Source organism: Clavibacter quasicaliforniensis (assembly GCF_051201715.1).
GTDB lineage: Bacteria > Actinomycetota > Actinomycetes > Actinomycetales > Microbacteriaceae > Clavibacter > Clavibacter seminis.
Genome location: NZ_CP139624.1, coordinates 1,285,715 through 1,311,307 on the forward strand (window position 1 = coordinate 1,285,715; position 25,593 = coordinate 1,311,307).

17 protein-coding genes, 1 tRNA gene and 1 pseudogene are annotated in these 25,593 nt (G+C 74.0%); 11 read left to right on the forward strand and 8 right to left on the reverse strand.

The features are described from left to right. Positions 1 to 21 precede the first annotated feature (21 nt). Together NL142_RS06215 and NL142_RS06220 are read left to right on the forward strand one after the other, a co-directional pair. Complete coding sequence (locus NL142_RS06215) at positions 22 to 3,291, forward strand: ATP-dependent helicase (RefSeq protein ID WP_435081356.1); 3,270 nt, start codon at positions 22 to 24, stop codon at positions 3,289 to 3,291. Continuing rightward, positions 3,288 to 6,548: an ATP-dependent helicase gene (locus NL142_RS06220; protein ID WP_435081357.1), complete on the forward strand. Its 3,261-nt coding sequence runs from the start codon at positions 3,288 to 3,290 to the stop codon at positions 6,546 to 6,548. The genes NL142_RS06215 and NL142_RS06220 overlap by 4 nt, the downstream gene beginning before the upstream one ends. Here NL142_RS06220 and NL142_RS06225 read toward each other — a convergent pair. Next, entirely contained in the window at positions 6,461 to 7,537 is a 1,077-nt protein-coding gene (locus tag NL142_RS06225) for a phosphotransferase (protein ID WP_194682911.1), read from the reverse strand. The genes NL142_RS06220 and NL142_RS06225 overlap by 88 nt on opposite strands. A 136-nt stretch (positions 7,538 to 7,673) precedes the next feature. Here NL142_RS06225 and nudC point away from each other — a divergent pair, with 136 nt between their 5' ends. Further along, a complete protein-coding gene (nudC, locus tag NL142_RS06230; protein WP_435081358.1) occupies positions 7,674 to 8,627 on the forward strand; it encodes an NAD(+) diphosphatase in 954 nt (317 codons plus the stop codon). 10 nt (positions 8,628 to 8,637) lie between these two features. Next, positions 8,638 to 10,557 carry an ATP-dependent helicase gene (locus NL142_RS06235; protein WP_435081359.1) on the forward strand — a complete coding sequence of 640 codons (1,920 nt, stop codon included), beginning with the start codon at positions 8,638 to 8,640 and terminating at the stop codon, positions 10,555 to 10,557. On the opposite strand, the pseudogene NL142_RS06240 reads toward NL142_RS06235, so the two are convergent. Further along, positions 10,535 to 11,308, reverse strand: a pseudogene (locus tag NL142_RS06240) (TOMM precursor leader peptide-binding protein); the annotation flags it as partial. The gene NL142_RS06235 and the pseudogene NL142_RS06240 overlap by 23 nt on opposite strands. 141 nt (positions 11,309 to 11,449) lie before the next feature. Then, positions 11,450 to 12,865, reverse strand: a complete 1,416-nt coding sequence (locus tag NL142_RS06245; RefSeq protein WP_435081360.1) for a zinc-dependent metalloprotease — start codon at positions 12,863 to 12,865, stop codon at positions 11,450 to 11,452. Between the two features lie 212 nt (positions 12,866 to 13,077). Between NL142_RS06245 and NL142_RS06250 the strand changes: the two genes are divergently transcribed. The 3 genes from NL142_RS06250 to NL142_RS06260 all read left to right on the forward strand — a co-directional run bounded on the left by NL142_RS06250 (position 13,078) and on the right by NL142_RS06260 (position 17,492). Continuing rightward, positions 13,078 to 14,169 carry a YlbL family protein gene (locus tag NL142_RS06250; RefSeq protein WP_194682907.1) on the forward strand — a complete coding sequence of 364 codons (1,092 nt, stop codon included), beginning with the start codon at positions 13,078 to 13,080 and terminating at the stop codon, positions 14,167 to 14,169. A gap of 140 nt (positions 14,170 to 14,309) precedes the next feature. After that, a complete protein-coding gene (locus NL142_RS06255; RefSeq protein ID WP_435081361.1) occupies positions 14,310 to 17,261 on the forward strand; it encodes a UPF0182 family membrane protein in 2,952 nt (983 codons plus the stop codon). 157 nt (positions 17,262 to 17,418) lie between these two features. Then, positions 17,419 to 17,492 (forward strand) — tRNA-Met (locus tag NL142_RS06260). A 77-nt stretch (positions 17,493 to 17,569) separates the two neighbouring features. Here the strand turns inward: NL142_RS06260 and NL142_RS06265 are convergent. The 5 genes from NL142_RS06265 to lipB form a co-directional block, all read right to left on the reverse strand. Then, positions 17,570 to 18,235, reverse strand: a complete 666-nt coding sequence (locus NL142_RS06265) for a peroxiredoxin-like family protein (RefSeq protein ID WP_435081362.1) — start codon at positions 18,233 to 18,235, stop codon at positions 17,570 to 17,572. Positions 18,236 to 18,353: 118 nt separating this feature from the next. Next, the gene (locus NL142_RS06270) at positions 18,354 to 20,075 is read right to left on the reverse strand and encodes an ABC1 kinase family protein (RefSeq protein WP_435081363.1); all 1,722 of its coding nucleotides are present in this window, start codon (positions 20,073 to 20,075) and stop codon (positions 18,354 to 18,356) included. Further along, positions 20,072 to 20,644 carry a PadR family transcriptional regulator gene (locus tag NL142_RS06275; protein ID WP_435081364.1) on the reverse strand — a complete coding sequence of 191 codons (573 nt, stop codon included), beginning with the start codon at positions 20,642 to 20,644 and terminating at the stop codon, positions 20,072 to 20,074. Before NL142_RS06275 ends, NL142_RS06270 begins: the two co-directional genes overlap by 4 nt. Positions 20,645 to 20,772: 128 nt before the next feature. Then, positions 20,773 to 21,768, reverse strand: coding sequence for a lipoyl synthase (gene lipA, locus NL142_RS06280; RefSeq protein ID WP_435081365.1), 996 nt, complete (start codon positions 21,766 to 21,768; stop codon positions 20,773 to 20,775). Then, complete coding sequence (gene lipB / locus NL142_RS06285) at positions 21,765 to 22,466, reverse strand: lipoyl(octanoyl) transferase LipB (protein WP_194682901.1); 702 nt, start codon at positions 22,464 to 22,466, stop codon at positions 21,765 to 21,767. The genes lipA and lipB overlap by 4 nt, the downstream gene beginning before the upstream one ends. Positions 22,467 to 22,569: 103 nt before the next feature. Between lipB and NL142_RS06290 the strand changes: the two genes are divergently transcribed. From NL142_RS06290 to NL142_RS06305, 4 genes are all read left to right on the forward strand, one after another. Continuing rightward, complete coding sequence (locus NL142_RS06290; protein WP_435081366.1) at positions 22,570 to 23,469, forward strand: siderophore-interacting protein; 900 nt, start codon at positions 22,570 to 22,572, stop codon at positions 23,467 to 23,469. Positions 23,470 to 23,622: 153 nt separating this feature from the next. Beyond that, a complete protein-coding gene (locus NL142_RS06295; RefSeq protein ID WP_435081367.1) occupies positions 23,623 to 24,210 on the forward strand; it encodes a hypothetical protein in 588 nt (195 codons plus the stop codon). 55 nt (positions 24,211 to 24,265) lie between these two features. Next, a complete protein-coding gene (locus NL142_RS06300) occupies positions 24,266 to 24,787 on the forward strand; it encodes a hypothetical protein (protein WP_435081368.1) in 522 nt (173 codons plus the stop codon). Positions 24,788 to 24,930: 143 nt separating this feature from the next. Then, positions 24,931 to 25,593 (forward strand): YitT family protein, encoded by a 663-nt coding sequence (locus NL142_RS06305; RefSeq protein ID WP_435081369.1) that lies wholly within the window; start codon positions 24,931 to 24,933, stop codon positions 25,591 to 25,593.

Consider the following 25,593-nt stretch of genomic DNA (forward strand, 5'->3'; position numbering starts at 1 on the left):
GGCCGCCGGTAGCGTGGGCGCGTGACCATCAGGGGATTCCGCCAGCCGCCCGCCTCCGTCTCCGGTGGCCAGGTCCCCGCGGTGGAGCTGGATCCGTCGCAGCGCGCCGTCGTGGAGCTGCCCGTCGGGTTGAGCGCCGCCGTCATCGGGGCGCCGGGCTCGGGTCGCACCACGACGCTGCGGGAGCTCGTCGCGGAGCGCATCCTCGTGCAGGGCATCGACCCCGCCGAGGTGCTGGTGCTCGCGCCGTCGCGCGCGGCCGCCACGCGCCTGCGCGACGAGCTGGCGCTCCGGGTCGGGGTGCCCACGCTCGGGCCGCTCGCGCGCACCGCCACGTCGGTCGCCTTCGAGGTGCTCGCGCGCCGCGCCGCCGAGATGGGCACCGAGCCGCCCCGGCTGCTCACGGGAGCCGAGCAGGACCAGATCATCGCCGACCTCCTCGCCGGGCACGAGGAGCTGGGCACCGGGCCCGCGTGGCCGGATCCGCTCGACGTCGAGGTGCGCCGTCTCCGCGCCTTCCGCACGGAGCTCCGCGAGCTGCTCATGCGCGCCACCGAGGAGGGCGTGCGGCCGGACGCCCTCGCCGAGCTCGGCCGTGCGCACGACGTGCCCGAGTGGATCGCCGCGGCCGAGTTCGCCCGCGAGTACGAGGACGTCGTCGACTCCTTCCGCGGCGACCACCTCGACAGCGCGGAGCTCATCGCCGAGGCCGTGCTGCTCGTGTCGCGGGGGGAGGCGCTCACGGGGATCCGGCTCGTGGTCGCCGACGACCTGCACGAGGCGACCGTCGCGACCCTGTCCCTCCTCCGGGCGCTCGCCGCGCGCGGTGCCGACGTGGTCGCGTTCGGCGACCCGGACGTCGCGGCGGCCACCTTCCGCGGGGCGGAGGCGTCGGCGCTCGGCCGGCTCTCCACCGTGCTCGGCCTGCCCGGGCTCCGCACGCTCGTGCTCGACCGGGTGCACCGGCAGCCGCCCGCGCTCCGGGCGCTCACCTCGGCCGTCACGGCGCGCATCGGGGCGGCGGGCGCGGGGCGGCAGCGGCAGGCGGGATCCGCGCCGGGCCTCGTCGACGACGCCGACCCGATCCAGGTCATCGAGGCGCCGACGCGCGCCCTCGAGCTCGCCCGCCTCGCGCGCCGGCTCCGGGAGGAGCACCTGCTGGGCGGCGTGCCGTGGGCGCGCATGGTCGTGCTCGTGCGCTCCGGATCCCTCGTGCCCCAGGTCGCCCGCAGCCTCGCGACCGCGGAGGTGCCCACGCGCACGGCCGTCGCCGGGCGCGCCCTCCGCGACGACCTCGCGGCGCTCGCCCTCATCCGGGCCGTCGACGTCGTGCTCGGCCGGGTGCCGCTCACTCCGGACATCGCGGCGGAGCTCGCCACGGGTCCGCTCGGCGGGCTCGACGGGGTCGCGCTCCGCCGGCTCCGGCTCGCGATGCGCCAGGAGGAGCTCGCGGGCGACGGGCACCGCTCGAGCGACGAGCTGCTCGTCGAGGCGCTCGCCGCGCCCGGCCGGCTCGAGACGCTCGACCTCGCGCCCGCCCGCCGACTCGCCCGCCTCGCCCGCACGCTGCAGGGCGCCCGCGAGCTGGCATCCGCCGACGGCACCATCGAGGAGCTGCTCTGGCACCTGTGGGAGGGCTCGAAGCTGGCGAAGCCGTGGTTCGAGCAGGCGCTGCAGACGGGCATCGTCGCCGACCAGGCCAACCGCGACCTCGACGGCGTCGTCGCGCTCTTCACGGCCGCGCGGCGGTTCGTCGAGCGGAACCCGGGCCGGCCCGCGTCGGACTTCGTGGAGGAGCTGCTCGGCGCCGAGGTGCCGGAGGACACGCTCTCGCCGCAGCCGCTCGCCGACACCGTGCTGGTCGCCACGCCGTCCGCGGTCGTGGGCGCGGGATACGAGGTCGTCGCGGTCGCCGCGCTCCAGGAGGGCGTGTGGCCGAACCTGCGGCTGCGCGGCTCCCTGCTGCACCCCCAGCGCCTCTCCGCCGTCGCGCGCGGCCTCGACCGGGCCGACGTCGACGAGCGCGCCGAGGTCCTCGGCGACGAGCTGCGGATGCTCGCGCTCGCCGTCTCCCGCGCGTCCCGCGTCGTCGTCCTCAGCGCGACCGCCAACGACGAGGAGGCGCCGTCGCCGTTCCTCCGCCTCGTGCCGCCCGCGCCCGGCCTCGCCGAGGCGGAGGCCGGCGCCGAATCGGGCAGGGCGGCGCAGGACGCGCCCGCCGCTCTGCGGATCCGCCCGGATCACCCGCTCTCGCTGCGCGGGCTGGTCGGCGCGCTCCGACGCGAGCTCGCGGTCGTGCACCGCGACGCCGTGCTCCTCGACGACGGCCGCGTCGTCTCGGGCGACCGCACCGCTCGCCGCCCCGCCGACGCCACCCGCGAGCGCGGCCTCGCCGCGGCATCCGCCCTCGCGCGCCTCGCGGCCGAGGGCGTGACGGGCGCGGATCCGGCCGAGTGGTACGGACTGCGCGAGCCATCGACCACGGAGCCCGTCGTCGACCTGACCGATCCCGCGGCCCGCGTGCCCGTCTCGCCGTCGCGGCTCGAGGCCTTCGAGCGCTCGCCGCTCAACTGGTTCATCGACCAGGCGTCCGGCGGATCCACGAGCACGGCCATGGGCATCGGCACGATCGTGCACGCCGTCATGGAGGAGGCCAGCCTCGACCCCGAGGCGGATCTCCGGCCGGCCGCCCTCGAGGAGCGCCTCGACGAGCGGTGGGGCGAGCTGCCCTTCGAGTCACCCTGGGTGGGCGAGCGCGAGCGGCGGCAGGCCGGCGAGCTCATCGCGGGCGTCAGCGGGTACCTCCGCGACTTCGAGGCCCGCGGCGGGCGCATGCTCGCGGCCGAGGGCGGCTTCGAGCTCGAGGTGGGCGTCGCGCGCCTCCGCGGCAAGATCGACCGCATCGAGCTCACGGAGGAGGGCCGCGTGGTCATCGTCGACCTCAAGACCGGGCGCCACTACCCGACCCGCGCGGAGATCCCCGCGCACGCGCAGCTCGGCTCCTACCAGCTGGCGTACGTCGAGGGCTCGCTCGAGCAGGTGCCGGCCGGCACGCCGTCCGGCGGCGCCAAGCTGCTCTACGTCTCCGGCGGCACGCGCGGCCTGCCCTACCGCGAGCTGCCGCAGGAGCCGCTCACCCGCGAGGAGCTCGACGGGTTCCGCGCGCGCATCGCCGAGGCGGCCACGGGCATGGCGGGCGCGACCTTCGACGGCACGCCGGATCTGGGGGAGCGGGATCCGGGATCGGCGAGGCGGTACCGCATCCACCTCGTGCGGGCGGTGTCGGCGTGAGCGGCGCGGAGGCGACCGGCGCGGTCGGCGGCGGCGTGATCAGCGCCCGCCGCATCGCCGAGGCGCTCGCCCTGCCGAGCCCCACCGAGCAGCAGCGTCGCGTGATCGAGTCGCCGCTGGAGCCCGGCCTCGTCGTCGCGGGCGCCGGCAGCGGCAAGACGGAGACCATGGCGAGCCGCGTCGTGTGGCTGCTGGCCAACGGGCACGTGGGGGTCGAGGAGATCCTCGGCCTCACGTTCACGCGCAAGGCGGCGGGCGAGCTCGGGGTGCGGATCCGCGCCCGCATCGAGCAGCTCCAGCAGGCCGGGCTCGCGGCCGTGCCCGCGGACGCGTTCGCCACGCCCACCGTGCAGACCTACAACGCCTTCGCGAACGGCATCTTCCGCGACAGCGCCACCCTCATCGGCCGCGAGTCGGAGTCGGTCGTGCTCACGGAGGCGTCCGCGTGGCAGCTCGCGCGCCGCCTCGTCGTCGAGAGCACCGACCCGCGGCTGCTCGAGCTCGGGCGCGGCGTGGATCCCATCACGCAGGCCGTCATCTCCCTCAGCCGCGCGATGAGCGAGAACGTCGCGGATCCCGCCGAGGTCGTGCGCCTCGCGGGATCGTTCACGGGCCTCGCGGAGCTGCCGTTCGGATCCGCTCGGATCAGGAAGGCCCCGGCCGCCGAGGCGGTCGCCGCCGTCGGCGCGCTGCCGCCGCTCGTCGACCTGGCGGTGCGCTTCCAGGAGGAGAAGACCCGGCGCGGGCTCGTCGAGTACAGCGACCAGGTCGCCTTCGCGCTCGCCATCTGCGAGCGCGTGCCGCAGGTCGTCGCCGAGCACAGGAAGCGCTTCCGCGTCGTGCTCCTCGACGAGTACCAGGATACCTCGGTCGTGCAGACGCGGCTCCTCTCCACGCTCTTCGGCGGCACGCCCGTCATGGCGGTCGGGGATCCGCACCAGTCCATCTACGGGTGGCGCGGCGCGAGCGCGGCGAACCTCGCGCGCTTCGGCGCCGACTTCGCACCCGCCGGTGCCTCCGCCGCCGACGTGCCGGTCTACGCGCTCTCCACCAGCTGGCGGAACCCGGCCTCCGTGCTCGGCGCCGCGAACCGCATCGTCGAGCCCTTGACCGCGGCCTCCCGGATCCCCGTGGCGCGCCTCGAGCCCCGGCCCGACGCGGGCGACGGCCGCCTCGACGTCGCCTACGAGGAGACCGTCGCCGACGAGGCCGCCGCGACCGCCGCCTGGTTCGCCGACCGGCTGCGGCAGACCGGATCCGACGGACGCCCCCGCTCGGCCGCCATGCTGTGCCGCTCCCTCAAGACCATCGAGCCGTTCACCACGGCGCTCGCCGACCGGGGCGTGCCGTTCCGCGTGCTCGGCCTCGGCGGCCTGCTCGACCAGCCCGCAGTCGTCGATCTCGTGTGCGTCCTCCGCGTGCTGCACGACCCCACCGCGGGCAGCGAGCTCGTGCGGCTCCTCACGGGCGCGCGCTGGCGCATCGGCACGAAGGACGTGCACGCGCTGTCCCGCGTCGCCTCCTGGCTGATGTCGCGCGACCACGCGCAGAAGCCGCTCGCGGACGAGGTGCGCGACGGCCTCCGGGCCTCCGTGGTGCCCGACGAGGTGGGGTCCGTCGTCGACGCGCTCGACTTCGTCGTCGACGCCCGCGACGGCCACACCGCGCTCGCCGGCTTCAGCGCCGAGGGCCTCGCGCGCCTCCGCGCCGCCGGCCGCCAGCTGCAGGTGCTGCGCTCCCGCGTCGGGCTCGACCTGGTGGACCTCGTCACGGTCGTCCAGCAGGAGCTGCTGCTCGACATCGAGGTCGCGGCCAACGAGACGGATCCGCTCGGCCGCGCGAGCCTCGAGGCCTTCACCGAGCAGGTCGCCGGCTACCTCCAGGGCGACTCCGCCGGCACGCTCGGCCCGTTCCTCGCGTGGCTCGCCGAGGCGGAGCGGCGCGACAACCTCGCGCCGCGCACCGAGGAGCCGGAGCCCGGAACGGTGCAGATCCTCACGATCCACGGCTCGAAGGGCCTGGAGTGGGACGTCGTCGCCGTGCCGCGCATGGTCGAGGGCGAGCTGCCCGGCACGCTCCGGGAGAAGCGCGGCTGGGTCGCGTTCGGCGCCCTGCCGTTCGAGTTCCGCGGCGACTCCGCCGAGCTGCCGTCGCTCGCCTGGCGCGGCGTCGAGACGCAGAAGGAGTTCGCCGAGGCGATGGAGGCGTTCGGCGAGGAGCTCGAGGAGCGCAACGCGGCCGAGCAGCGTCGCCTCGCGTACGTCGCCATCACGCGCACGCGGTCCGACCTGCTGCTGAGCGGGTCGTTCTGGTCCACGCAGCAGAAGCCGCGCGGTCCCGGGGCGTTCCTCCGCGAGATCCAGCAGGTGGGTCTCATCGCACCCGACGCGCTGCCCGAGGCGCCCGAGTTGGAGGAGAACCCGCTCGAGCCCGGATCCGCGCGCGTCGCCTGGCCGCTGCCGCCGCTCGGCCCGCGCGAGGCCCGCGTGCGCGCCGCCGCCGAGGCCGTGGCCGACGCGGATCCGCAGGCGGAGACCGTCTGGACGCGCGACATCGACCTGCTCCTCGCCGAGCGCGACGCCCGCGCGCGGGACGCCGAGCTCGTCGACCTGCCCACGCGCATCCCGGCGTCCCGCTTCAAGGACTTCGTGAGCGACCCCGCGGGCGTCGCCGCGCGTCTGCGCCGCCCCATGCCCGAGCGGCCCTACCGGCAGACCCGGCTCGGCACGCTCTTCCACGGCTGGGTCGAGGCGCGCTACGGACCCGCGGGCACGGCCGACGTCATCGACGCGTCCGGCGTCGAGCTCGATGCGGATCCGACCGAGCCGCCCGTGGAGCAGGAGGACCTCGACCAGCTGCGCGCGACCTTCGAGGCGAGCGAGTGGGCGAGCCGGAGGCCCGAGGAGGTCGAGGTCGAGATCCACATGGAGCTCGCCGGCCAGGTCGTCATCTGCAAGATCGACGCCGTGTTCCTCATCGACGGCCGCTACCGCGTCGTCGACTGGAAGACCGGCCGCACCCCGAAGGACGCCGCCGACCTGGAGCTCAAGCAGCTCCAGCTAGCGCTCTACCGCCTCGCGTTCGCGAAGTGGCGGGGCATCGACCCCGACCTCATCGACGCCGAGTTCTACTTCGTCGCGGACGACCGCTCTGTGAAGCCGGAGCGGCTCTACTCCGAGGAGGACCTCGTGGCGCTCTGGTCGGGTGCGCGCACGCCCGACGCGTCGCGTGCGCCGTCGGGGGAGACCGTGGGCTGAGGCCGGGAGTCGAGCATCTCCTCGACCTGGTCGACGTCCATCACCGGCAGCGTCTCGTGCGCGATGCGCTGGCCCTCGTCGGCGCGCACCGTGTCGACGAGCGCGCTGAGCATGTTGACGGCGTCGTCGATGATGCCCTGGTTGCGCGTGTCCGTGCCGTGCAGCAGCCAGCGGGCGATCTCGAGCTCGGCGTAGAGGAGCGCCCGCTGCTTGAGCTGGCGGTCGACCGTCACGTGGTGCGCCTGGTTGTAGGCGCGGAAGACGCTCTCGGCCACGTGCTCGGCGCGCGCGCCCAGCACCCAGTGCAGGTCGTGCGCGGGGTCGGCGACTCGCAGCTCCGACCAGCCGATCATGCCGGTCACGTCGTCGCCGTCGACGAGGAACGAGGAGGCCTGCACGGCGCCGTTGACGACCGCGGGCTGGAACTGCCAGAGCGACGCGTCGTCGAGAGCCTCCTCCCAGCGCGAGAGGAGCAGGCTCGGCACGAGCGCGGTGGCCGCGGCCCGGTCGATGAGGGCCGCGGTCTGGCTGTGGATCTCCGCGGCCGAGAGCACGGGCAGCCCCGCGTCGGCGACGAACCCGGTCGGCAGGCTGTGCACGGCGGAGACGGCGGCGCCGATCGAGCGCGCCAGGCCGTCGCCCGCGGGGATCTCGTCGAGCGATATGACGCGGCCGGGCACGTGCCCGTAGACGAAGCCGCGGGTCGGCTTGATGGGCGCCTGCCCCAGGAACTCGGGCACCTGGAACGGCAGCCGCGAGCGGATCCCGGTGCTCAGCGCCCGCAGCGCGACGAGGTCGGCGGACTGCTCGGACTCGGCGGCCTGCGTGGTCGGGACGCGCACGAGGAGCTCGCGGCCGTCGCGCGCGGTGAGGAGCGCGGAGTCGAAGTCGCCCGCGCCGCCGGCCGTGAACGGGGTGCTGCGGACCACGTCGAGCCCCGAAACGGCCGAGGTCGCCAACGCGGCTAGAGTGAGGTGGGATCTGGCCATGCCTTACAGGTTAGGTCGCTGGGAGCCCTCCGTCTCACCGCGCCACGCGCTTCCGGCCCCCGCGCACCGTGGGCGGAGCACGACGCATGACGTCCCGCCCCTCGGCCCGTCCGCCCTCGAAGTCGATTGGTCCCCCGTGCTCGACAGCTTCCTCTCCCGCCTGCCCCTGTCCCGCGAGGGCGTCGACCGCGACGGCCTGCACCGCGACTCGCCGGCGCTCTTCGACGAGCTGTGGGCGGATCCCGCCACGCGCGTCCTCGCCCTGCACGGCCACCGTGCGCTGGGATCCGCGACCGAAGGCCGCGCCGCGCTCGACCTGCTCCCGGTCGACCGGGTCACCGCCGCGACCGTCCGCATCTACCTCGGCCGCACGACCATCGCGCACGAGGGGGAGCCGGTCGGCACGCCCGTCGTCGCCGCGGTCCTCACCGACGCCGCCGCCGCCGAGCTCGAGCCCGCCGACGATCGCTGGCTGGAGCTGCGCACGACCGCGACGCAGCTCGACGACCGCGACGCCGCGCTGTTCACGGGCGCGCTCGCCACCGCGAACTGGCACGCCTCCCACCCGTTCTCGCCCAAGACGGGCGAGCCCACCGTCGTCGAGCAGGGCGGCTGGGTGCGTCGCGCGCCCTCCGACGGCTCGCAGGTCTTCCCGCGCACCGACGCGGCCGTGATCATGGGCGTCGTGGATGCGGACGACCGCCTCCTCCTCGGCGCCAACGCCATGTGGGGCGGCGACCGCTACTCGCTGCTCGCGGGCTTCGTCGAGCCGGGCGAGTCGTTCGAGGCGGCCGTGAAGCGCGAGGTGCTGGAGGAGTCCGGCGTCACCGTCGAGGATCCTCGCTACCTGGGCAGCCAGCCGTGGCCGTTCCCCGCGTCCGTCATGGTGGGCTTCCTCGCGCGGGTCGCCGCGTCGAGCGGGCCCGCGACGCCGGACGGCGTCGAGATCGTCGATCTGCGCTGGTTCAGCCGCGAGGAGCTGCGCGCGTCGCTCGGCGAGATCGCGCTGCCCGGCCCGTCGTCCATCGCGCGCGCCATCATCGAGGAGTGGTACGGCGGACCCCTCGAGGACGGCGAGCGGGAGTGGTGATCCGCCGATCGTGACCGACCAGCTCGTCCCCGGCACGCCCGGACGTGACCCCTACGGGTCCGCCGCGTCGGGCGCCCTCCCCGCACCCGTCTCCCTCGGCCCCGCGACCGCGTCCGCAGACGGGCCCGTCGAGGAGGCCCGCACCGCCGAGTCCCTGCTCGAGGCGCTCGACGACCAGCAGCGGCTCGCCGCCGAGGCGCTCCTCGGCCCCGTCGTCGTGCTCGCGGGTGCAGGCACGGGCAAGACGCGGGCCATCACGCACCGCATCGCCTACGGCATCCAGGCCGGCGTGTACCCGCCGAACCGCGTCATGGCGCTGACCTTCACCTCGCGCGCCGCGGCGGAGCTCCGCGGTCGCCTGCGCGAGCTCGGCGCCGGACCCGTGGCCGCGCGCACCTTCCACGCCGCGGCCCTCAAGCAGCTCAACTTCTTCTGGCCGCAGGTGGTGGGCGGCACGATGCCGCGCCTCATCGAGAGCAAGGGGCGGATGCTCGGCCACGCCGCCGAGTCGCTGCGCCTCCGCCTCGACACCGCGGCCCTCCGCGACATGGCCGCCGAGGTCGAGTGGCGCAAGGTCTCGATGATCTCCATCGAGCAGTACGGCCTCGCCGCGCGCACCACTCGCACGCTGCCGCCGCAGCTCGACGCCGACCAGGCCGTCGCGCTCCTGCAGGCCTACGAGGACATCAAGGACCAGCGCCGCCAGCTCGACTTCGAGGACGTGCTGCTCGCGACCGCCGGCATGATCGAGGCGGAGCCATGGGTCGCGCAGCAGGTGCGCGAGCAGTACCGCTTCTTCGTGGTCGACGAGTACCAGGACGTCTCCCCGCTGCAGCAGACGATCCTCGACCTCTGGATGGGCGAACGCCGCGACCTCTGCGTCGTCGGCGACGCGAGCCAGACCATCTACTCGTTCGCGGGCGCGAAGAGCGCGTACCTCCTCGACTTCGCGTCGCGCTTCCCCGAGGCGACGGTCGTGCGGCTGGAGCGGAACTACCGGTCGACCTCGGGCATCACCGAGGCGGCGAACCGGCTGATGCGCGGCCGCCCGGGCGCGCTGACGCTCGTGTCGGCGGACGCGGATCCGGACGGCGACGGCACGGGCACGGCCTCCCCGCGCGCGAAGGGCCGCGGATCCGCCGCCGTCCCCGGCCGCGGCGAGGGCTTCCGCGCGCCGCAGGTGAGCGCGTTCCCGTCCGACGGCGCCGAGGCGCGCGCGATCGCGGGCGCGATCGCCCAGCAGATCGCCGCCGGCATCGCGCCCGAGGACATCGCCGTGCTGTACCGCATGAACGGCCAGTCCGCGGTGCTCGAGCAGGCGCTCGGCGACGCGGGCGTCAGCTACCAGGTGCGCGGATCCCAGCGGTTCTTCGACCGCCCCGAGATCAAGCAGGCGCTCCTCGCGCTGCGCGGAGCGTCCGTCTCCATCTCCGGCGAGCCGCTCTTCAAGTCGGTGAGCGACGTGCTCCGCGGCCTCGGCTGGAGCCAGGCGCCGCCGGAGCAGCCGGGTGCCGTGCGCGACCGCTGGGAGTCGCTCGACGCCATCATGGGCCTCGCCGAGCGGATGCCGGCGGGCAGCACCTTCCGCGCCTTCACCGATGAGCTGCTCGAGCGGCAGGCGGGCCAGCACGAGCCGACCGTCTCGGCCGTCACGCTCGCGACGCTGCACTCCGCCAAGGGCCTCGAGTGGGAGCACGTCTACCTGATGGGCCTGAGCGAGGGGCTCGTGCCCATCAGCTACGCGCAGACTCTCGAGGCGGTGGACGAGGAGCGGCGCCTCCTCTACGTGGGGATCACGCGCGCGCGCTCCGGGCTGCGGCTGTCCTGGAGCCGGAGCGGACCGCATCGCTCGGGGCAGCGGGAGCCGTCGCGGTTCCTGGCAGAGCTCGACACCCGCATCGCGGGTGGGGGCGCGAAGCGCGGCGCGTGACCCGGCCCGTCCGCACGTCGAGCACCGCCTGGTGCGTCGCGAGCGCGTTCTCGCCCGTCGTGAGCAGCCGGTCGGCGGGCCGCGCGGCGAGGGCCGCCAGCTCGGCGGGCATGAGCCCCCGCTCGGATCCGCTGTCGCGCCCGAGCAGCTGGGTCGCGATGGCGGGCCATGCCGGATCCGCGTCCCGGCGCGCGAGGTCGAGGCAGTAGCAGCAGACCGTCCGCCCGGGCTCGACGAGCGGGCCGACGACGGCGTGCCGGTCGCCGAGGACCACCGGCAGGTGCGGCACGTCCTCCCGGGACCAGCGCCCGTAGACGGCCGGGGCGATGGCGAAGTGCGCGACGATCACGGCGAGGGCGGTGCGCGGATCCGCGTCGCCGGCCATCTGCCGCGGGGCCACGTCGTGCCCGGCACGGGCGAGGGCGTCGGCGATGCGGTCGGCGGTCGGTCCGCCGCCCACGATCGCGACCGGACCGGTGCGCGCGCGGCGGGGGAGGTCCTCATCGCGCGGCGGCAGGAGCGCGGGCCGCACCAGGTCGAGCAGCTGCGTGACGTGCGTCGGCGTCGCGCCCTCCGTCGCGGCGATCATGTCGAGCCCGCCGCGGCTGATGCCGCGCCCGAGCGCGTCGAGCAGCCGTTCGTCGAGCCGCGACACGGCGCTGAGCACCACGGGCGGACGGTCGACGCCGAGCTGGAGGGAGTCCGGCGTGCGCCAGACGAGCGGGAGACGGGGATCGAGTCGGATGGCCATGGGCGCGGAGAGTGCCCGACGGGCGCGGCTCGCGGGGAGCGCGTCCACAGGCCAGACGCGGGGGAGGCGCGGCCTGGCGGACGTGCGCGAGGCCGGCACCGCGGCGGCGGTGCCGGCCTCTTCGTGGGGTGCGGGCGCGGGTCAGACGGGGCGCGGATCCGTCCCGGGCGCGTCGTCCGGACCGTCGTCCGGCGTCTCGCCCGGCTCGGTCGCGCGACCCTGGCCGTCCTCCACCGGCCGGCCGGCGTCGGATCCGCTCAGCAGGTCCTCGAGCGCCTGGTCGACCTCGTCGAGCTCGGGCTCGCCCTGCGTGAGGCGCGCGACGAGCGCATGCGGCGCGTCGATGTCCTCGGACGTCGGCAGGACGTCGGGGTGCGACCAGAGCGCATCGCGCTGCTCCGCCCCGACGCCGTCGGTGACGGCCTGCCACATGGCCGCGGCCTCGCGCAGGCGGCGCGGCCGGAGCTCGAGGCCCACGAGCGTCGCGAACGCGGACTCGGCGGGACCGCCCGTCGCGCGGCGGCGGCGCACCGTCTCGGCGATGGCGGATGCCCGGGGGAGCCGCACGGTCGCGGCGGCGGTCACCACGTCCACCCAGCCCTCGATGAGCGCCAGCATCGTCTCCAGGCGCGCGAGGGCGGTGAGCTGCGCGTCCGTCTTCGGCGGGATGAGGGATCCGTCGACCATGGCCTGGCGGAGCTCCTCGGGGTTCGACGGGTCGAAGCCCTCCGCGAGCGACTCGAGCCGGTCGGTGTCGATGTGCACGCCCTTCGCGAACTCCGTGATGGAGGAGATGAGCTGCAGCCGCAGCCAGCGCGCGTGCCGGAAGAGGCGCGCGTGGGCGAGCTCCCGGACGGCGAGGTAGATCTGCACCTGGTCGTCGGAGACGTCGATCCCCTCGCCGAACGCCGCGACGTTCTGCGGCAGGAGCGCGGCCTGCTGGTCGTCGAGGAGCGGGATGCCGACGTCGCCGCCGGAGACGACCTCCGTGGAGAGCTGCCCGACCACCTGGCCGAGCTGCATCGCGAAGAGCGTGCCGCCGAGGTTCCGCATCATCCGGCCGGCGCCCGCGACCATGCCCTGCATCTCCTCGGGCGCGTTCTGCTGGAGCACCTCGGTGAGCGAGTCCGCGATGCTGAGGGCCACCGGCTCGGCGAGCTGGGTCCACACGGGCATCGTCAGCTCGGTCCACTGCGCGCGGGTGATGAGGCGCGGGGCGACCGTGAGCTGGCTGACGTACGTGACCTCGTCGAGCCACAGCGCCGCGACCTGGAACGCCTGGTCGAGCGGGGCGGACGCGGCGGCGGTGACCTGCGTCTGCTCGGCGGCGGCGAGCTGCCTGGCGCCCTCGCGGGCCACCTTCCAGTCGACGCCGTCACCGGTGTTGGCGAGCGCGCCCTGGAGCTGCGCGAGGAGCTGGCGGACCATCTCGGGGTCCTGCGGCAGGCCGGCGGCACCCGCGAGCTTGTCCGGGTCGATCTGCCCGTCGGCGCCGAGGAACCGCTCCAGCATGCGCCGGAACTCGTCCTCGGGGTTCGGGGTGGGCTCGTCGGCCATGGAGGGTCTCCCGGGGGTCGAGGGGGTCCGGATCGCGGTGCCGCGGCCGGTGGATCCACGCTAGCCCGCGCCCACGGGAAACCCATCCGCATTCGCCTAGGCTGAGCCCTCGCGGCTTCCGCCCGCCGCGAACAGCGGCCGTGAGGGCCGCCCCGACGCCCGTCGCCCGGCCGCCTCCCGGCCCGACGCGCCCCGACACCGAGGACATCCGGATGAGCCTGTTCGCCCAGCACGCCCCCCGCGCACCCCGGCCCGCGCGACGCCGCCGTGTCGGCCGCGTGCTCGCCGGCACCGGCGCCGTGCTCGCCCTCGCGCTCGGGCTCATGCCGTCGCCGTACGTCATCGAGCAGCCCGGTCCCGTGTTCGACACCCTGGGCACGAGCGCCCACGCGGGCACCGAGCGCCCGCTCATCTCCATCCCCGACCGCACCACGTATCCCACCGACGGCAGCCTCGACATGCTCACCGTCAGCGTCGTCGGCAACCCCGCGCAGCGCCCCGACTGGTTCGCGGTCGTCTCCGCCTGGCTGGACCCGAGCCGCAGCGTCGTCCCCATGGAGGCCGTCTTCCCCGCGGGCCAGACGGCCGAGGATCGCGACGCCCAGAACCAGGTCCAGATGACCGACTCGCAGCAGGACGCCGTCGCCGCCGCCCTCACCGAGCTCGGCATCCAGGTGCCGCGCACCCTGCAGGTGCAGAGCGTCATCGACGGCTCCCCGGCCGACGGCCCCCTCCGCACGGGCGACGCGATCCGGACGGTCGACGGCGCCGACGTGGTCGACCTCGCCGACCTGCAGGCGCGCGTGGCCGCCGCGGGGACCAGCACACCGCTGTCCTTCGGGATCACGCGCGACGGCCAGGACAGCACGGTCGAGGTCACGCCCGCCGAGCGCGACGGCCGCCCCGTCATCGGCATCGTCACCTCCACCTCCTACGAGTTCCCGTTCGAGGTCGACATCCAGCTCGACGACGTCGGCGGACCGAGCGCGGGCATGATGTTCGCGCTCGGGATCATGGACAAGCTCGAGGAGGGCTCGCTCACCGGCGGCAAGGCCATCGCCGGCACGGGCACGATCGACGCGGGCGGCACGGTCGGCCCCATCGGCGGGATCCGGCAGAAGCTCTTCGGCGCCGAGCGCGCCGGCGCCGAGTACTTCCTGGCGCCCGCCGACAACTGCGACGAGGTGCGCGGGCACGTGCCCGACGGCCTGCGCGTCTTCTCCGTCTCGACGCTCGACGACTCGCTCGCGGCGCTCGCCGCCATCTCCACAGGCGGGGACCTGGACGCGCTGCCCACCTGCTGACGCTGCAGTGGTCCGGCGGCGTCTGACGGGGCTCGCGAGGTGCCCCTTACCAGACGGGAACCCCTGATCGCTCGCAGGTACCTGGCAACCGCCCCGCCTAGGATGAGGACTCCGCTGTCCTACGACTCTGAGGCACATCTGTGACTAGCACATCCGCCCGGCCCGCCAGACGGAGCCGAGCCCCCCTCGCCATAACCGCGGCCATCATCGCAGCGCTGGTGATCGCGTTCTTCATCTTCGCCGGCTTCTACGCCGACGTCCTCTGGTACGACCAGCTGGGCTACCTGGGAGTGCTGCTCACGCAGTGGGGCGCGGGCATCGCGCTCTTCTTCATCGGGTTCCTCGCCATGGCGATCCCGGTGTTCGTCAGCATCCAGGTCGCGTACCGCTCACGGCCCGTCTACGCGAAGCTCAACTCGCAGCTCGACCGCTACCAGCAGGTCATCGAGCCGCTGCGCCGCCTCGCCATGTTCGCGATCCCCGCGGTCTTCGGCCTCTTCGCGGGCGTCTCGGCCTCGAGCGGCTGGCAGCGCACGCTGCTGTGGCTGAACCGCACGCCCTCCGGCACGGTGGATCCGCAGTTCCAGCTCGACACGTCCTTCTACATGTTCGAGCTGCCCTTCTACCACGCTGTCGTCGGCTTCGCCTCGGCGGTCGTCATCATCTCCATGCTCGGCGTCCTCGCCACGAGCTACCTCTACGGCGCCGTGCGGTTCACGGGCCGCGAGGTGCGCATCTCGAAGAGCTCGCGGATCCAGATCGCGGTCACCGCGGGCGTGTACTTCCTGCTCCAGGGTGTGAGCATCTGGCTCGACCAGTACTCGTCGGTGGTCAACAACGCGAACGGCGGGCTGTTCACGGGTGCGGCGTACTCGGACGTGAACGCGGTCATCCCCGGTCGCGCGATCCTGGCCGGCATCGCCGGAGTCGTGGCACTGTTCTTCATCGTCACGGCCGTCATCGGCCGCTGGCGCCTGCCGATCATCGGCACCGCCGGCCTCATCGTCGCCAGCATCCTCGTCGGCACGGCCTACCCGGCCATCGTGCAGCGCTTCCAGGTGGAGCCCAACGAGCGCGCGCTCGAGTCGCAGTACTACGAGCGCAACATCGAGGCGACGCGGCAGGCCTACGGCCTCGCCGACATCGAGGAGATCCCTTACGACGCGACCACGGACACCACGCCCGGCGCGCTCCGCGAGGACGCCGCGACGACCGCGAACATCCGCATCCTCGACCCCGCGGTCGTGGGCGACGCGTTCAGCCAGCTGCAGCAGTTCCGGCAGTACTACCAGTTCGGCGACAACCTCGACGTCGACCGGTACCAGATCGACGGTCGCGTGCAGGACACGGTCGTCGCGGTCCGCGAGCTGAGCCCCACCAACACGGGCACGTCGTGGGTCAACCAGCACCTTGTCTACACGCACGGCTACTCGCTCGTGGCGGCGTACGGCACGCAGCGCACCTCCGACGGCCAGCCCGTGTTCCTCGAGTCGGGCATCCCCGCCTCGGGTGACCTGGGCGACTTCGAGCCGCGAGTGTACTTCGGCGAGAACTCGCCCGACTACTCCATCGTCGGCGGCCCCGAGTCGGGCGACAAGGTCGAGCTGGACTACCCGTCCGGCGTCGACGGCGCGGACGAGACGTACACGACGTTCCAGGGCGACGGCGGTCCGAAGGTCGACAACGTCTTCAAGCGGCTCATCTACGCGCTGAAGTTCCAGTCGGAGCAGATCTTCCTGGCCAACCAGATCAACGACCAGTCGCAGATCATCTACGACCGCGACCCCGCGGAGCGCGTCGGCAAGGTCGCGCCGTACCTCACCATCGACAAGGACCCGTACCCCAGCGTCGTCGACGGACGCGTGGTGTGGATCGTCGACGGCTACACGACGAGCGACCAGTACCCGTACTCGCAGCGCCAGGACATGAGCCGCCTCATCGCGGACTCGCAGCAGACGCAGCCGCTCGTGCCGACGGATCAGATCAACTACATCCGCAACTCGGTCAAGGCCACGGTCGACGCGTACGACGGCAAGGTCACGCTCTACGCGTGGGACACCGACGACCCGATCCTCAAGACGTGGCAGAAGGTGTTCCCTTCGACCCTCAAGCCGATCTCGGACATCTCCGGCGAGCTCATGAGCCACCTGCGCTTCCCCGCGGACATGTTCAAGGTGCAGCGCGCGGTCCTCGGCAAGTACCACGTGACGGACCCCGGCTCGATCTACTCGAACCAGGACCTCTGGACCACGCCGAACGACCCGACCGCGACCACCGAGGCGGGCACCCCGGCGAGCCTCCAGCCGCCGTACTACCTGACCATGCAGATGCCGGGTCAGGACGCACCGCGGTTCTCGCTGTACTCGACCTTCATCCCGCCGGCCACGCAGGACACCTCCCGGAGCGTGCTCACGGGCTACCTCGGGGTCGACTCGGATGCGGGCAGCACGGCGGGGGAGAAGGCGGCCGACTACGGGAAGCTGCGCCTGCTGACGCTGCCGAACGACGACACCATCCCGGCGCCGACGCAGATCCAGAACAACTTCAACTCCGACACGAACGTGGCGAACCAGCTCAACCTGCTGGAACGCGGCGGGCGCACGAGCGTGGTGCGCGGCAACCTGCTGACCCTCCCGGTCGGCGGCGGCCTGCTCTACGTGCAGCCCGTGTACGTCCGCTCGACGGGCGACACGAGCTACCCGCTGCTCCGCAAGGTGCTGGTGGCGTTCGGCGACAAGATCGCGTTCGAGGACACGCTGGACGCGGCCCTCGACAGCATCTTCGAGGGCGACTCCGGAGCCACGGCCGGTGACGAGGACGTCGTGCCCACGACGCCCGTCGACGGCGGCACGGGAGACGGGGCCACCGACGGCGCGACGGACGGGGGCACGGGATCCACGCCCACGCCCGCGCCGACGACCTCACCCTCGGCTCCCGCGCAGGACGTGCAGGCGGCGCTCGACGCGGCCAACACGGCGCTGCAGGAGCGGCAGGCCGCGTACGCGTCCGGCGACCTCGTCGCCGCCGCGCAGGCGGATCAGCGGTTCACCGAGGCCGTGCAGCGCGCGTACGAGCTGAGCCAGCAGAAGTAGCGACCGGCTGCTCACCAGGACGGCCCCGACGGCCCCGCGATGCGGGTGCCGCCGGGGCCGTCCTCGTATCGGCAGCGGCCCGCGGCCGGCCGGGTGCGGTCGGTGCCGCGCACGTGGTCATGAGCACCGCGGAGGTCTGGTAATGTATTCCTCGTAGCGCGGGGTGGAGCAGTTCGGTAGCTCGCTGGGCTCATAACCCAGAGGTCGTAGGTTCAAATCCTGCCCCCGCAACAAGATGAAGGCCCGGTCTCATGGAGACCGGGCCTTCTGCTTTCCCAGGACGCCAGCTGACGCGTCCCGAAGCGCCGTTAGCGCGCGAGGAGGGCGTCGACCGCGGCGAGGATCTCCGGCACCTCGGTGCGCGTCGTGTAGTCCACGTGCACGTCGGCGAAGGTCACGCGTCGTTCGGCGTCCACCACGATCACGGTGGGGAACGGGATGTCGCCGGTGCCGTCCGCGTTGCTGTCCGCGACGTCGAACCCGAGCTGCGCGTGGGCCGCTCGAGCCTCGGGGGTCGGCTCGGTCAGGAGGCCGAGCGCGCGGACGAACGCGTTGGACGGATCCGACAGCACGGCGAAGTCGAGCTCGCCGCCCGCCACGGCCCGCGCGCTGCCCTCCGGCGTCTGCGGGCTGACGGCGACGAGGGTCGCGCCGCGCTCGCGCAGGGCGGGCAGCAGCTCTGCCTGGTACTGGCGGAGGGTCAGGTTGCAGTACGGGCACCAGGCGCCGCGGTACAGCACGACCACCGCGGGTCCTGAGCCGAGGGCCGCGTGCAGGTCGACCTCCGCGCCGTCGAGATCCACGAGGGTCGCGGCGGGGAGCGCGTCGCCCGGGGAGACCGCGCCGGACGGGACGCCGCCCTCCCGGAGAGTCCGCTGCTCCGCGGCGAAGACGGCGGAGAGGTCCGGGCCGATCTGCTCGGCGAAGCCGCGGTCGAAGTCGGCGATCTGCGCCTGGATGGTCGTGTCGGTCATGGTGTCTCCTCGGTCCGTCGGGTCGGTGCGGCCACCGTAGGCGGGCCGGCACGGAGGTCCCCGCGAGCGCCGTCACACGGCGTCACGACCGACATCGAGCGGACAGGCCACGCGGTGGTCAGCGGAGGCGGCGGCCCGGGAGGAGCGCCTGCGCGAGGGGGATGACGGAGACGACGAGCAGCACGGTGCCGAGCACCTCGTCGTCGGGGCGGAGGAGCACGCCGCCCGCGAGGAGGCCGCCGAACACGAGGGCGGAGACCGCGCGGCGGAGGGTGCGCTCGAGGGCGCCGACGCGGCGCTCGAGCGTGGGATCGCTGATGGGCAGGGCGCCGTCGTCGATGCGGGTGAGCAGCGCGTCGAGCCGGCCGGGGAGGCGGGCGAGCGTGCCCGCGGTGTCCGAGACGCGCGTGCCGAGGTCGCGCACGACGTTGCCGCGCTCCTCGCGGATGAGGCGCTGCGCGTACGGCTCGACGGAGTCCCAGAGGTTGAACGCGGGATCCAGCGCGCTGCACACGCCCGAGGTGAGCGACATGGCGCGGATGATGAGCAGGAAGTCGTCGGGCAGCTGGAACGGCAGGGTGCGCACGACCTCCTGGAACTCGTTCGCGAAGGCGCGGAACTCCCGCGGGTCCACCTCGCGCAGCTCCGCGAAGCCCAGGCCGCCGAAGCGCGCGAAGAGTCGCGTCATGGCGAGCTCGAGCTGCGTGGTGTCCGCGGACGGCAGCAGCACGCCGATGTCGCGGGCCGCGTCCACGAGGCCCTTGCCGTCGCGCGAGGCTGCGGCGATGAGCATCTTGCGCAGGCCCCTGCGGGTGCTCGGCGGCACTTCGCCCATCATCCCGAAGTCGATGAAGGTGAGGGTCCAGCCCTGCTCGACGGAGCCATCCGTGACGGGCGTGACGAAGACGTTGCCGGGGTGCGGATCCGCGTGGAAGAAGCCGTCGGCGAAGAGCTGGTCGAACATCACGGCGGCGAACACGGGCGCGACCTCGACGGGATCGATGCCGGCCGCGAGGAGCCCCGCGTGGTCGGTGATCTTGATGGCCGTGACGTCCTCGAGCGTGAGCACGCGGCGGGTGCTGCGCTCCCAGACGATCTCGGGCACGGCCACGCGGTCGTCGTCGGCGAACATCTCCTGGAAGCGCGCGGAGCTGCGGGCCTCGTGCAGGTAGTCGATCTCCTCGAGGCTCGTCTCGGCGAACTCCTCGACGAGGGCGGGCGCGTCGACTCGGTCCGACACGAGCCGCACGTGCGTGAGCCAGCCGCCGATGCGGCGGAGCGCGGCGAGGTCGATCCGGACGATGTCGTCGATGCCGGGCCGCTGCACCTTGATGACGGCGCCCGTGAGGCCGGTGTCGGCGGAGTCGAGCGGGCCGAGGATCGCGCGGTGCGCCTGGCCGAGGGACGCGGCCGCGACGGGCGTCTCGTCGACCCACGCGAAGGCGTCGGCGAGGGGCATGCCCAGCTCGCGCTCCGCGAGCGCGCGGATCTCGGGGAACGGGACCGCGGGCACCTCGTCCTGCAGATCCTCGAGCTCCGCGGTGATCTCGGGCGGCAGCACGTCGAGGCGCGACGACATGAACTGGCCGACCTTGATCATGAGGCCGCCGAGCTCGACCGCGAGCACGCGGAATCGGCGGGCGAAGAGCTTCATGCGCCGGGTGCGCGTGCGGTCGGCGATGCGGCGGAGGCCGACCCGGGGGAGGAAGAGCTCGTACCACCACGTGACCGCGAGGTTCCACGCGGCGAAGCGGAGGATGCGGCGGTAGCGGGCGCGCGTCTCCGGGGCGTCGGCCTCGGGTTCCGCCCCGGGGACGGCGCCGGCCGTGGCCGCGGTCACTCCCGGGCGAGGATCGCGTAGAGGCGGCGGCGGGCCGCGTCGAGCTCGGTCACGGCCTCGGCGACCTGCGCCGGGGTGCCCGTGCGCTGCACCTGCGCCGCGGCCTGCGCGAGCGAGAGGCCGGCCTTGGGGAGGGCGGAGCGGTCGTGGCGGTCGTGCGCGTCGTGGCCGTGCCCGGACGCGTCGGCCCACGGCGCGGTGATGCCGTCGCGCGCGACCGCCGAGCGGCCGGCCTCCGTGAGCGCCCAGACCTTGCGGCCGTCGGTGGTCTCCGCGGCGATGAGGCCCTCGTCGGCGAGGAGCTGGAGCGTCGGGTAGACGGCTCCGGCGTTCGGGGTCCAGGCGCCTGCGGTGCGCTCCTCGATCTCGTGGATGATGCGGTAGCCGTGAATGGGCTCCTCGGCGAGCAGCGCGAGGACCGCGTGGCGCACGTCGTGCGGGCCGGTGCCGTGCCCGGCCGGGGTGCCGTCTCGCTTCTCGAAGCGCGCGCGGAGCGACTCCATCGCCTGCCACACGCCGTCGGCGGCGTCGCCGAACGCGGATCCTGAGGTGGGGGACGATGCGGCCATGTCGAGCTCCTTGCTGTGGGACGTGCGCGGTGCCTCCGACGATAGGCCGCGCACCTGGCCGCGGACCCGGGAGCGGCCCGTTCGTCAGCGAGCCGACAGGTCCGCGAGGCGGGGAGGGGCAGGCGGGGTCAGCCGACGGCCTGCGCGAAGCCGTTCGCGGGATCCGCGAGGTGCGCGAGACCCTCAGGCAGCTCCCGGCCCTTCGCTCGCATCGACTGCGCGTACAGGCGACCCGCGCGGTACGACGAGCGCACGAGCGGGCCGGCGAGCACACCCAGGAACCCGATCGCCTCCGCCTCCGCCTTGATCTCCACGAACTCCTCCGGTCGTACCCAGCGGTCGACGGGCAGGTGCCGGGGCGTCGGGCGGAGGTACTGGGTGACCGTGATGATGTCGCAGCCCGCGTCGTGCAGGTCGACGAGCGCCTCCGAGACCTCCTCGCGCGTCTCGCCCATGCCGAGGATGAGGTTCGACTTGGTGATGAGGCCCGCGTCGCGCCCCTGCGTGATCACGTCGAGCGAGCGCTCGTATCGGAACGCCGGGCGGATCCGCTTGAAGATGCGCGGCACCGTCTCCACGTTGTGCGCGAAGACCTCGGGACGGGAGGAGAAGACCTCGGCGAGCAGGTCCGGGTCCCCGGAGAAGTCGGTCGCGAGGATCTCCACGCCCGTGCCGGGGTTGTCCGCGTGGATCCGCCGCACGGTCTCGGCGTGCAGCCACGCGCCCTCGTCGGGCAGGTCGTCGCGCGCCACTCCCGTCACGGTCGCGTAGCGCAGGCCCATGCGGCGGACCGATTCGGCGACGCGGCGGGGCTCGTCGGTGTCGTAGTCGGCCGGCCTGCCGGTGTCGATCTGGCAGAAGTCGCATCGGCGCGTGCACTGGGATCCGCCGATGAGGAACGTGGCCTCCCTGTCCTCCCAGCACTCGTAGATGTTGGGGCAGGCCGCCTCCTGGCAGACGGTGTGCAGGTCCTCGGTCTTCACGAGCTGCTGGAGGGCCCGGTACTCGGGCCCCATGCGGGCCGTCGTCTTGATCCAGCCGGGCTTCCGCTCGATGGGCGTCTCGGCGTTGCGGACCTCGAGGCGGAGCATGCGGCGGCCGTCCGGCGCGGCGGCGGCGGTCATGCGCGGGCTCCGACGACGGCGGAGAGGGGAGAGGTCGAGGGCATGGCGGATCCGTTCGAGGAGAGGGCGCGCACGAGGTGCGGGCGGAGGAGGGGGACGACGTCGGCGGGCGTGACCGTGCGGCCGATGGCGCGGCTGATCGAGGTGACGCCGGCGTCGCGGATGCCGCACGGGACGATGCGGTCGTAGGCGTCGAACGCGTTGCTGCAGTTGAGGGCGAAGCCGTGCATCGTGACGCGCTCGGCGACGCGCACGCCGATGGCGGCGACCTTCTCGTCGCGGGGGCTCCCGTCGGGCGCTGCGCCGCGGATCCAGACGCCGGAGCGGCCGTCGACGCGGTACGACGCGACGTCGAGGTCGGCGAGGAGGGCGATGAGCGCGTCCTCGAGGCGGCGCACGTGGGCCACGACGTCGAGGGGCTCGGGCAGCCGGACGATCGGGTAGCCGACGAGCTGGCCCGGTCCGTGCCAGGTGATGCGGCCGCCCCGGTCGACGTCGATGACCGGCGTGCCGTCGCGCGGCCTGTCCTCCGGCTCTGTGCGTCTCCCCGCGGTGTACACGCCGGGGTGCTCGAGGAGGATGACGGTGTCCTGCGCCCGGCCCGCGACGACGTCGGCATGCAGGGCACGCTGACGCTCGAGGGCCTCGATGTACGGCACGGAGTTGGCGCTTAGCCCCGTGACGACGATGTCGACCACGCGGCCAGTGTAGGCGCACGGCCAGCGGGCCCCGCGGCCCGGGCGGCGCGCGACGCGACGGGACGTTGCCCGGGGACGCGGGGGAGCGGAGGATGGATCCTCGATGACCGACTCCGCCGCACCCGCCGCCCTGCCCGCCCCTCCCGCCGCCGACCGTCCCGTCCGCGCTCCGCGCGCGCAGCACGTCCTCGAGGTGATCCGCACGGAGCGCCTCAGCCCGCACCTCGTCCGCGTGCACCTCGGCGGGGAGGGGACGCGGGCGCTGCTCGAGCAGGCCGTCCCCGAGCGGCTCGCCGCGACCGACGCCTACGTGAAGCTCATGTTGCCGCAGCCGGGATCCGGCGTCGTGCCGCCGTTCGACCTCCCCGCCCTGCGCGAGACGCTGCCGCCCGAGGCGCTGCCCGCCGTGCGGACCTACACGCTGCGCCACGCGGATCCGGCCGCGGGCACCTGCGCGATCGACTTCGTGGTGCACGGCGACGAGGGACTCGCAGGTCCGTGGGCGGCGACCGCGCAGCCCGGGGACCTGATCGCGGCGAGCGGTCCCGGCGGCCTGTTCCGGCCGACCGACGATCCCGCGGTCGCGCGGCTGCTGATCGGGGACGACTCGGCCGTGCCCGCGATCGCCGCGGCGCTCGCCGCGATGCCGGCTGACGCGCGCGGGGTGGCGGTCGTCGAGGTGGACGGGCCCGCCGACGAGCTCCCGCTCGCGCACCCGGCGGGCGTGGAGCTGCGCTGGATCCACCGCTCGCGCACGCCCGACGCCGTGCCCGGCGCGTTCCTCGTCGACGCGGTGCGCGCCATCGAGCGGCCGGACGGCGAGGTCGAGGTCTTCGCGCACGGCGAGCGCGGCGCGATGAAGGAGATCCGCGCGCTGCTGCAGGACGGCTGGGGCATCGATCGCCGTGCCCTCTCGCTCTCCGCCTACTGGGCGATCGGCCGCGCGGAGGACCGCTTCCAGGCCGAGAAGCGCGAGCCGGTCGGGGCGATCTTCGCGGACTGAGGGCGTCCCGGAGGAGGAGCCGCCTGTGCACGCGGCGCCCACCGTGCGCCGCGTGGTCCCTATGCTCACCGAGGTCGTGCCTCCCGAGGCGCCCTCCGCCCGAGGCCGGCCCGCTCGACGACAGCGCATGTCGCTGACCCGGAAGAGCGCACCATGTGGATCGACGACGACGGCACCGTGTCGTCCATGTGGGTGAGCGGGTCGTTCCGCCTCCTGCCGTGGCGGGCCCGCTGGGCCCTCTGGACCGCGGAGCCCGACGAGCTCGACGAGCTGTCGGACGCCGTGACCGCGCTCGAGACCGCCGTCCGGAACGCCGCCTCCTGCCGTCGGGAGTGGCCGGACCAGTCCGCGTACCGCATGCGGGAGATCCCGCGAGAGCTGCTCGGAGGCTTCCGCGGCCTGCGCGACTTCGCCGACGTGCGCGAGCACCTGCTCTCCTTCCCGCTGGCACTGTCCATGCAGTGGCAGACGGACGCGGTGCAGGTGGCCGTCGACGTCGTCGACACCGTCCGCCGCAGCACCCGCCGCCGCCTGCTCGCCCGCGGTGCGCGCATCGCGGCGTCGCGGCTCCGGATCCCGGTGATCGGTCGCTCGGAGACCGGCCCGCCTCTGGCCCGCCGCATCGCCCCGCTCGACGCCTGCGCGGCGCCCGGGCAGCTCGTGGACGACGACGGCGAGCCCCTGCGCGATCCCTCGCGCTCCGAGCGGCTCGCCGCCGCACGGGCGCGGGCGGAGGGGTGACGGCCGGGGTGGCATGCCGCTGGTGCCCGGTCGCGCACGACGCGGGGCGACTCGCGTGATCCTCCCGTGGCGACGCCGCCCCCGCATCCACGTCGAAGCGGAGCCCTACGCCCCACGCTCCTTCCTCCGCAATGCCGCGGTCCCGCCGTACGAGGACTGGCTGCCGGCCGGGATCGCCGGGCGCATCCGGCTGCCGGGCTACCCGCACCCGTGGGTGATGGCCCGGACCATGTACGGGGACGACGAGCTCGGTCCCGACGCCTACCGCCTGGTGCTCCCCGAGGAGCTGCGGTACGGCGGCGAGGACGACTGGATGGTGACCATGCCCGAGTCGGGGTTCCTGCCCGGCCCCGAGGGCGGCCTCATCGACGTCGTCACCACCGCGCTCGACGTCCGCTGGGACGCGTCCCCCGAAGCATGGGAGGAGGCGAGGGCGTGGTTCGTCCGGCAGTCCGACCGCAGGTGGGAGCGCCTGACGGGGTGGCAGCGCCTGTCGTTCGGCTCGATCTCGGGTTGCCGGAGGAAGGGGCCCGTGGCGTTCTTCGACGTGGGGCCCTTCGAGGAGCCGTTCGGCTGAGACCGCAGCGTCCGGGCCGCGGAGCCGGGAGCGCGTGCCCGCGCCGCGTCCTCCGGCGCCCCGCGGATCCGCCATGCTGTTCCCTGCGCGTGATGCGGCACGACCGCCCGCGCGGATCCCGTCCCCCCACCCCGGAGACCGCCATGACCGCTTCCGCGTCCGAGCCCCTGCCCACGCCGATCGCCCCCTCGCCCGACGAGCCGACCACCGCGGGGATCCCGCACTCCGTCATCGAGGACGTGCTCGGGATCCTCACGGGCACCTTCGTCGCCTCGTTCGGGCTGTTCCTGCTGCGCGACGCCGGCGCCGTCACGGGCGGCACCGCGGGTCTCGCGCTGCTGCTGAGCTACACGGGCGTGCTGCCGTTCGGGGTGCTGTTCTTCGTGGTCAACGCGCCGTTCTTCGCGCTCGCGGTGTGGAAGAAGGGGTGGCGGTTCACGATCCGCACGGTCATCTCGGTCGCGCTCGTGTCGCTGTTCTCGACGCTGCACCCCGCCATGGTCACCGGGCTCGAGCTGCAGCCGGTCTACGGCGTGCTGGCGGGGAACCTGCTCGTGGGGATCGGGCTGCTGGTGGTCTTCCGCCACGGATCCAGCCTCGGCGGGTTCAACATCGTCGCGCTCATCGTGCAGGAGCGGTTCGGCTTCCCCGCCGGATACGCGCAGATGATCCTCGACGTGATCGTGATCCTGCTCGGCCTCACGGTCGTGCCGCTCGAGGGCGTCGTGTGGTCGGCGCTCGGCGCGGTGCTGCTCAACCTGGTGCTCGCGCTCAACCACCGGCCGGGGCGCTACACCGGGATCTGA

What these genes read in the sequence shown, in the direction of transcription:
- NL142_RS06250 (WP_194682907.1), top strand. Translation starts at nt 13,078, where the DNA reads ATGAGCCTGTTCGCCCAGCACGCCCCCCGCGCACCCCGGCCCGCGCGA.
- NL142_RS06295 (WP_435081367.1), top strand. Translation starts at nt 23,623, where the DNA reads ATGTGGATCGACGACGACGGCACCGTGTCGTCCATGTGGGTGAGCGGG.
- NL142_RS06275 (WP_435081364.1), bottom strand. Translation starts at nt 20,644, where the DNA reads ATGGCCGCATCGTCCCCCACCTCAGGATCCGCGTTCGGCGACGCCGCC.
- NL142_RS06290 (WP_435081366.1), top strand. Translation starts at nt 22,570, where the DNA reads ATGACCGACTCCGCCGCACCCGCCGCCCTGCCCGCCCCTCCCGCCGCC.
- NL142_RS06305 (WP_435081369.1), top strand. Translation starts at nt 24,931, where the DNA reads ATGACCGCTTCCGCGTCCGAGCCCCTGCCCACGCCGATCGCCCCCTCG.
- NL142_RS06245 (WP_435081360.1), bottom strand. Translation starts at nt 12,865, where the DNA reads ATGGCCGACGAGCCCACCCCGAACCCCGAGGACGAGTTCCGGCGCATG.
- lipA (WP_435081365.1), bottom strand. Translation starts at nt 21,768, where the DNA reads ATGACCGCCGCCGCCGCGCCGGACGGCCGCCGCATGCTCCGCCTCGAG.
- NL142_RS06225 (WP_194682911.1), bottom strand. Translation starts at nt 7,537, where the DNA reads ATGGCCAGATCCCACCTCACTCTAGCCGCGTTGGCGACCTCGGCCGTT.
- NL142_RS06265 (WP_435081362.1), bottom strand. Translation starts at nt 18,235, where the DNA reads ATGACCGACACGACCATCCAGGCGCAGATCGCCGACTTCGACCGCGGC.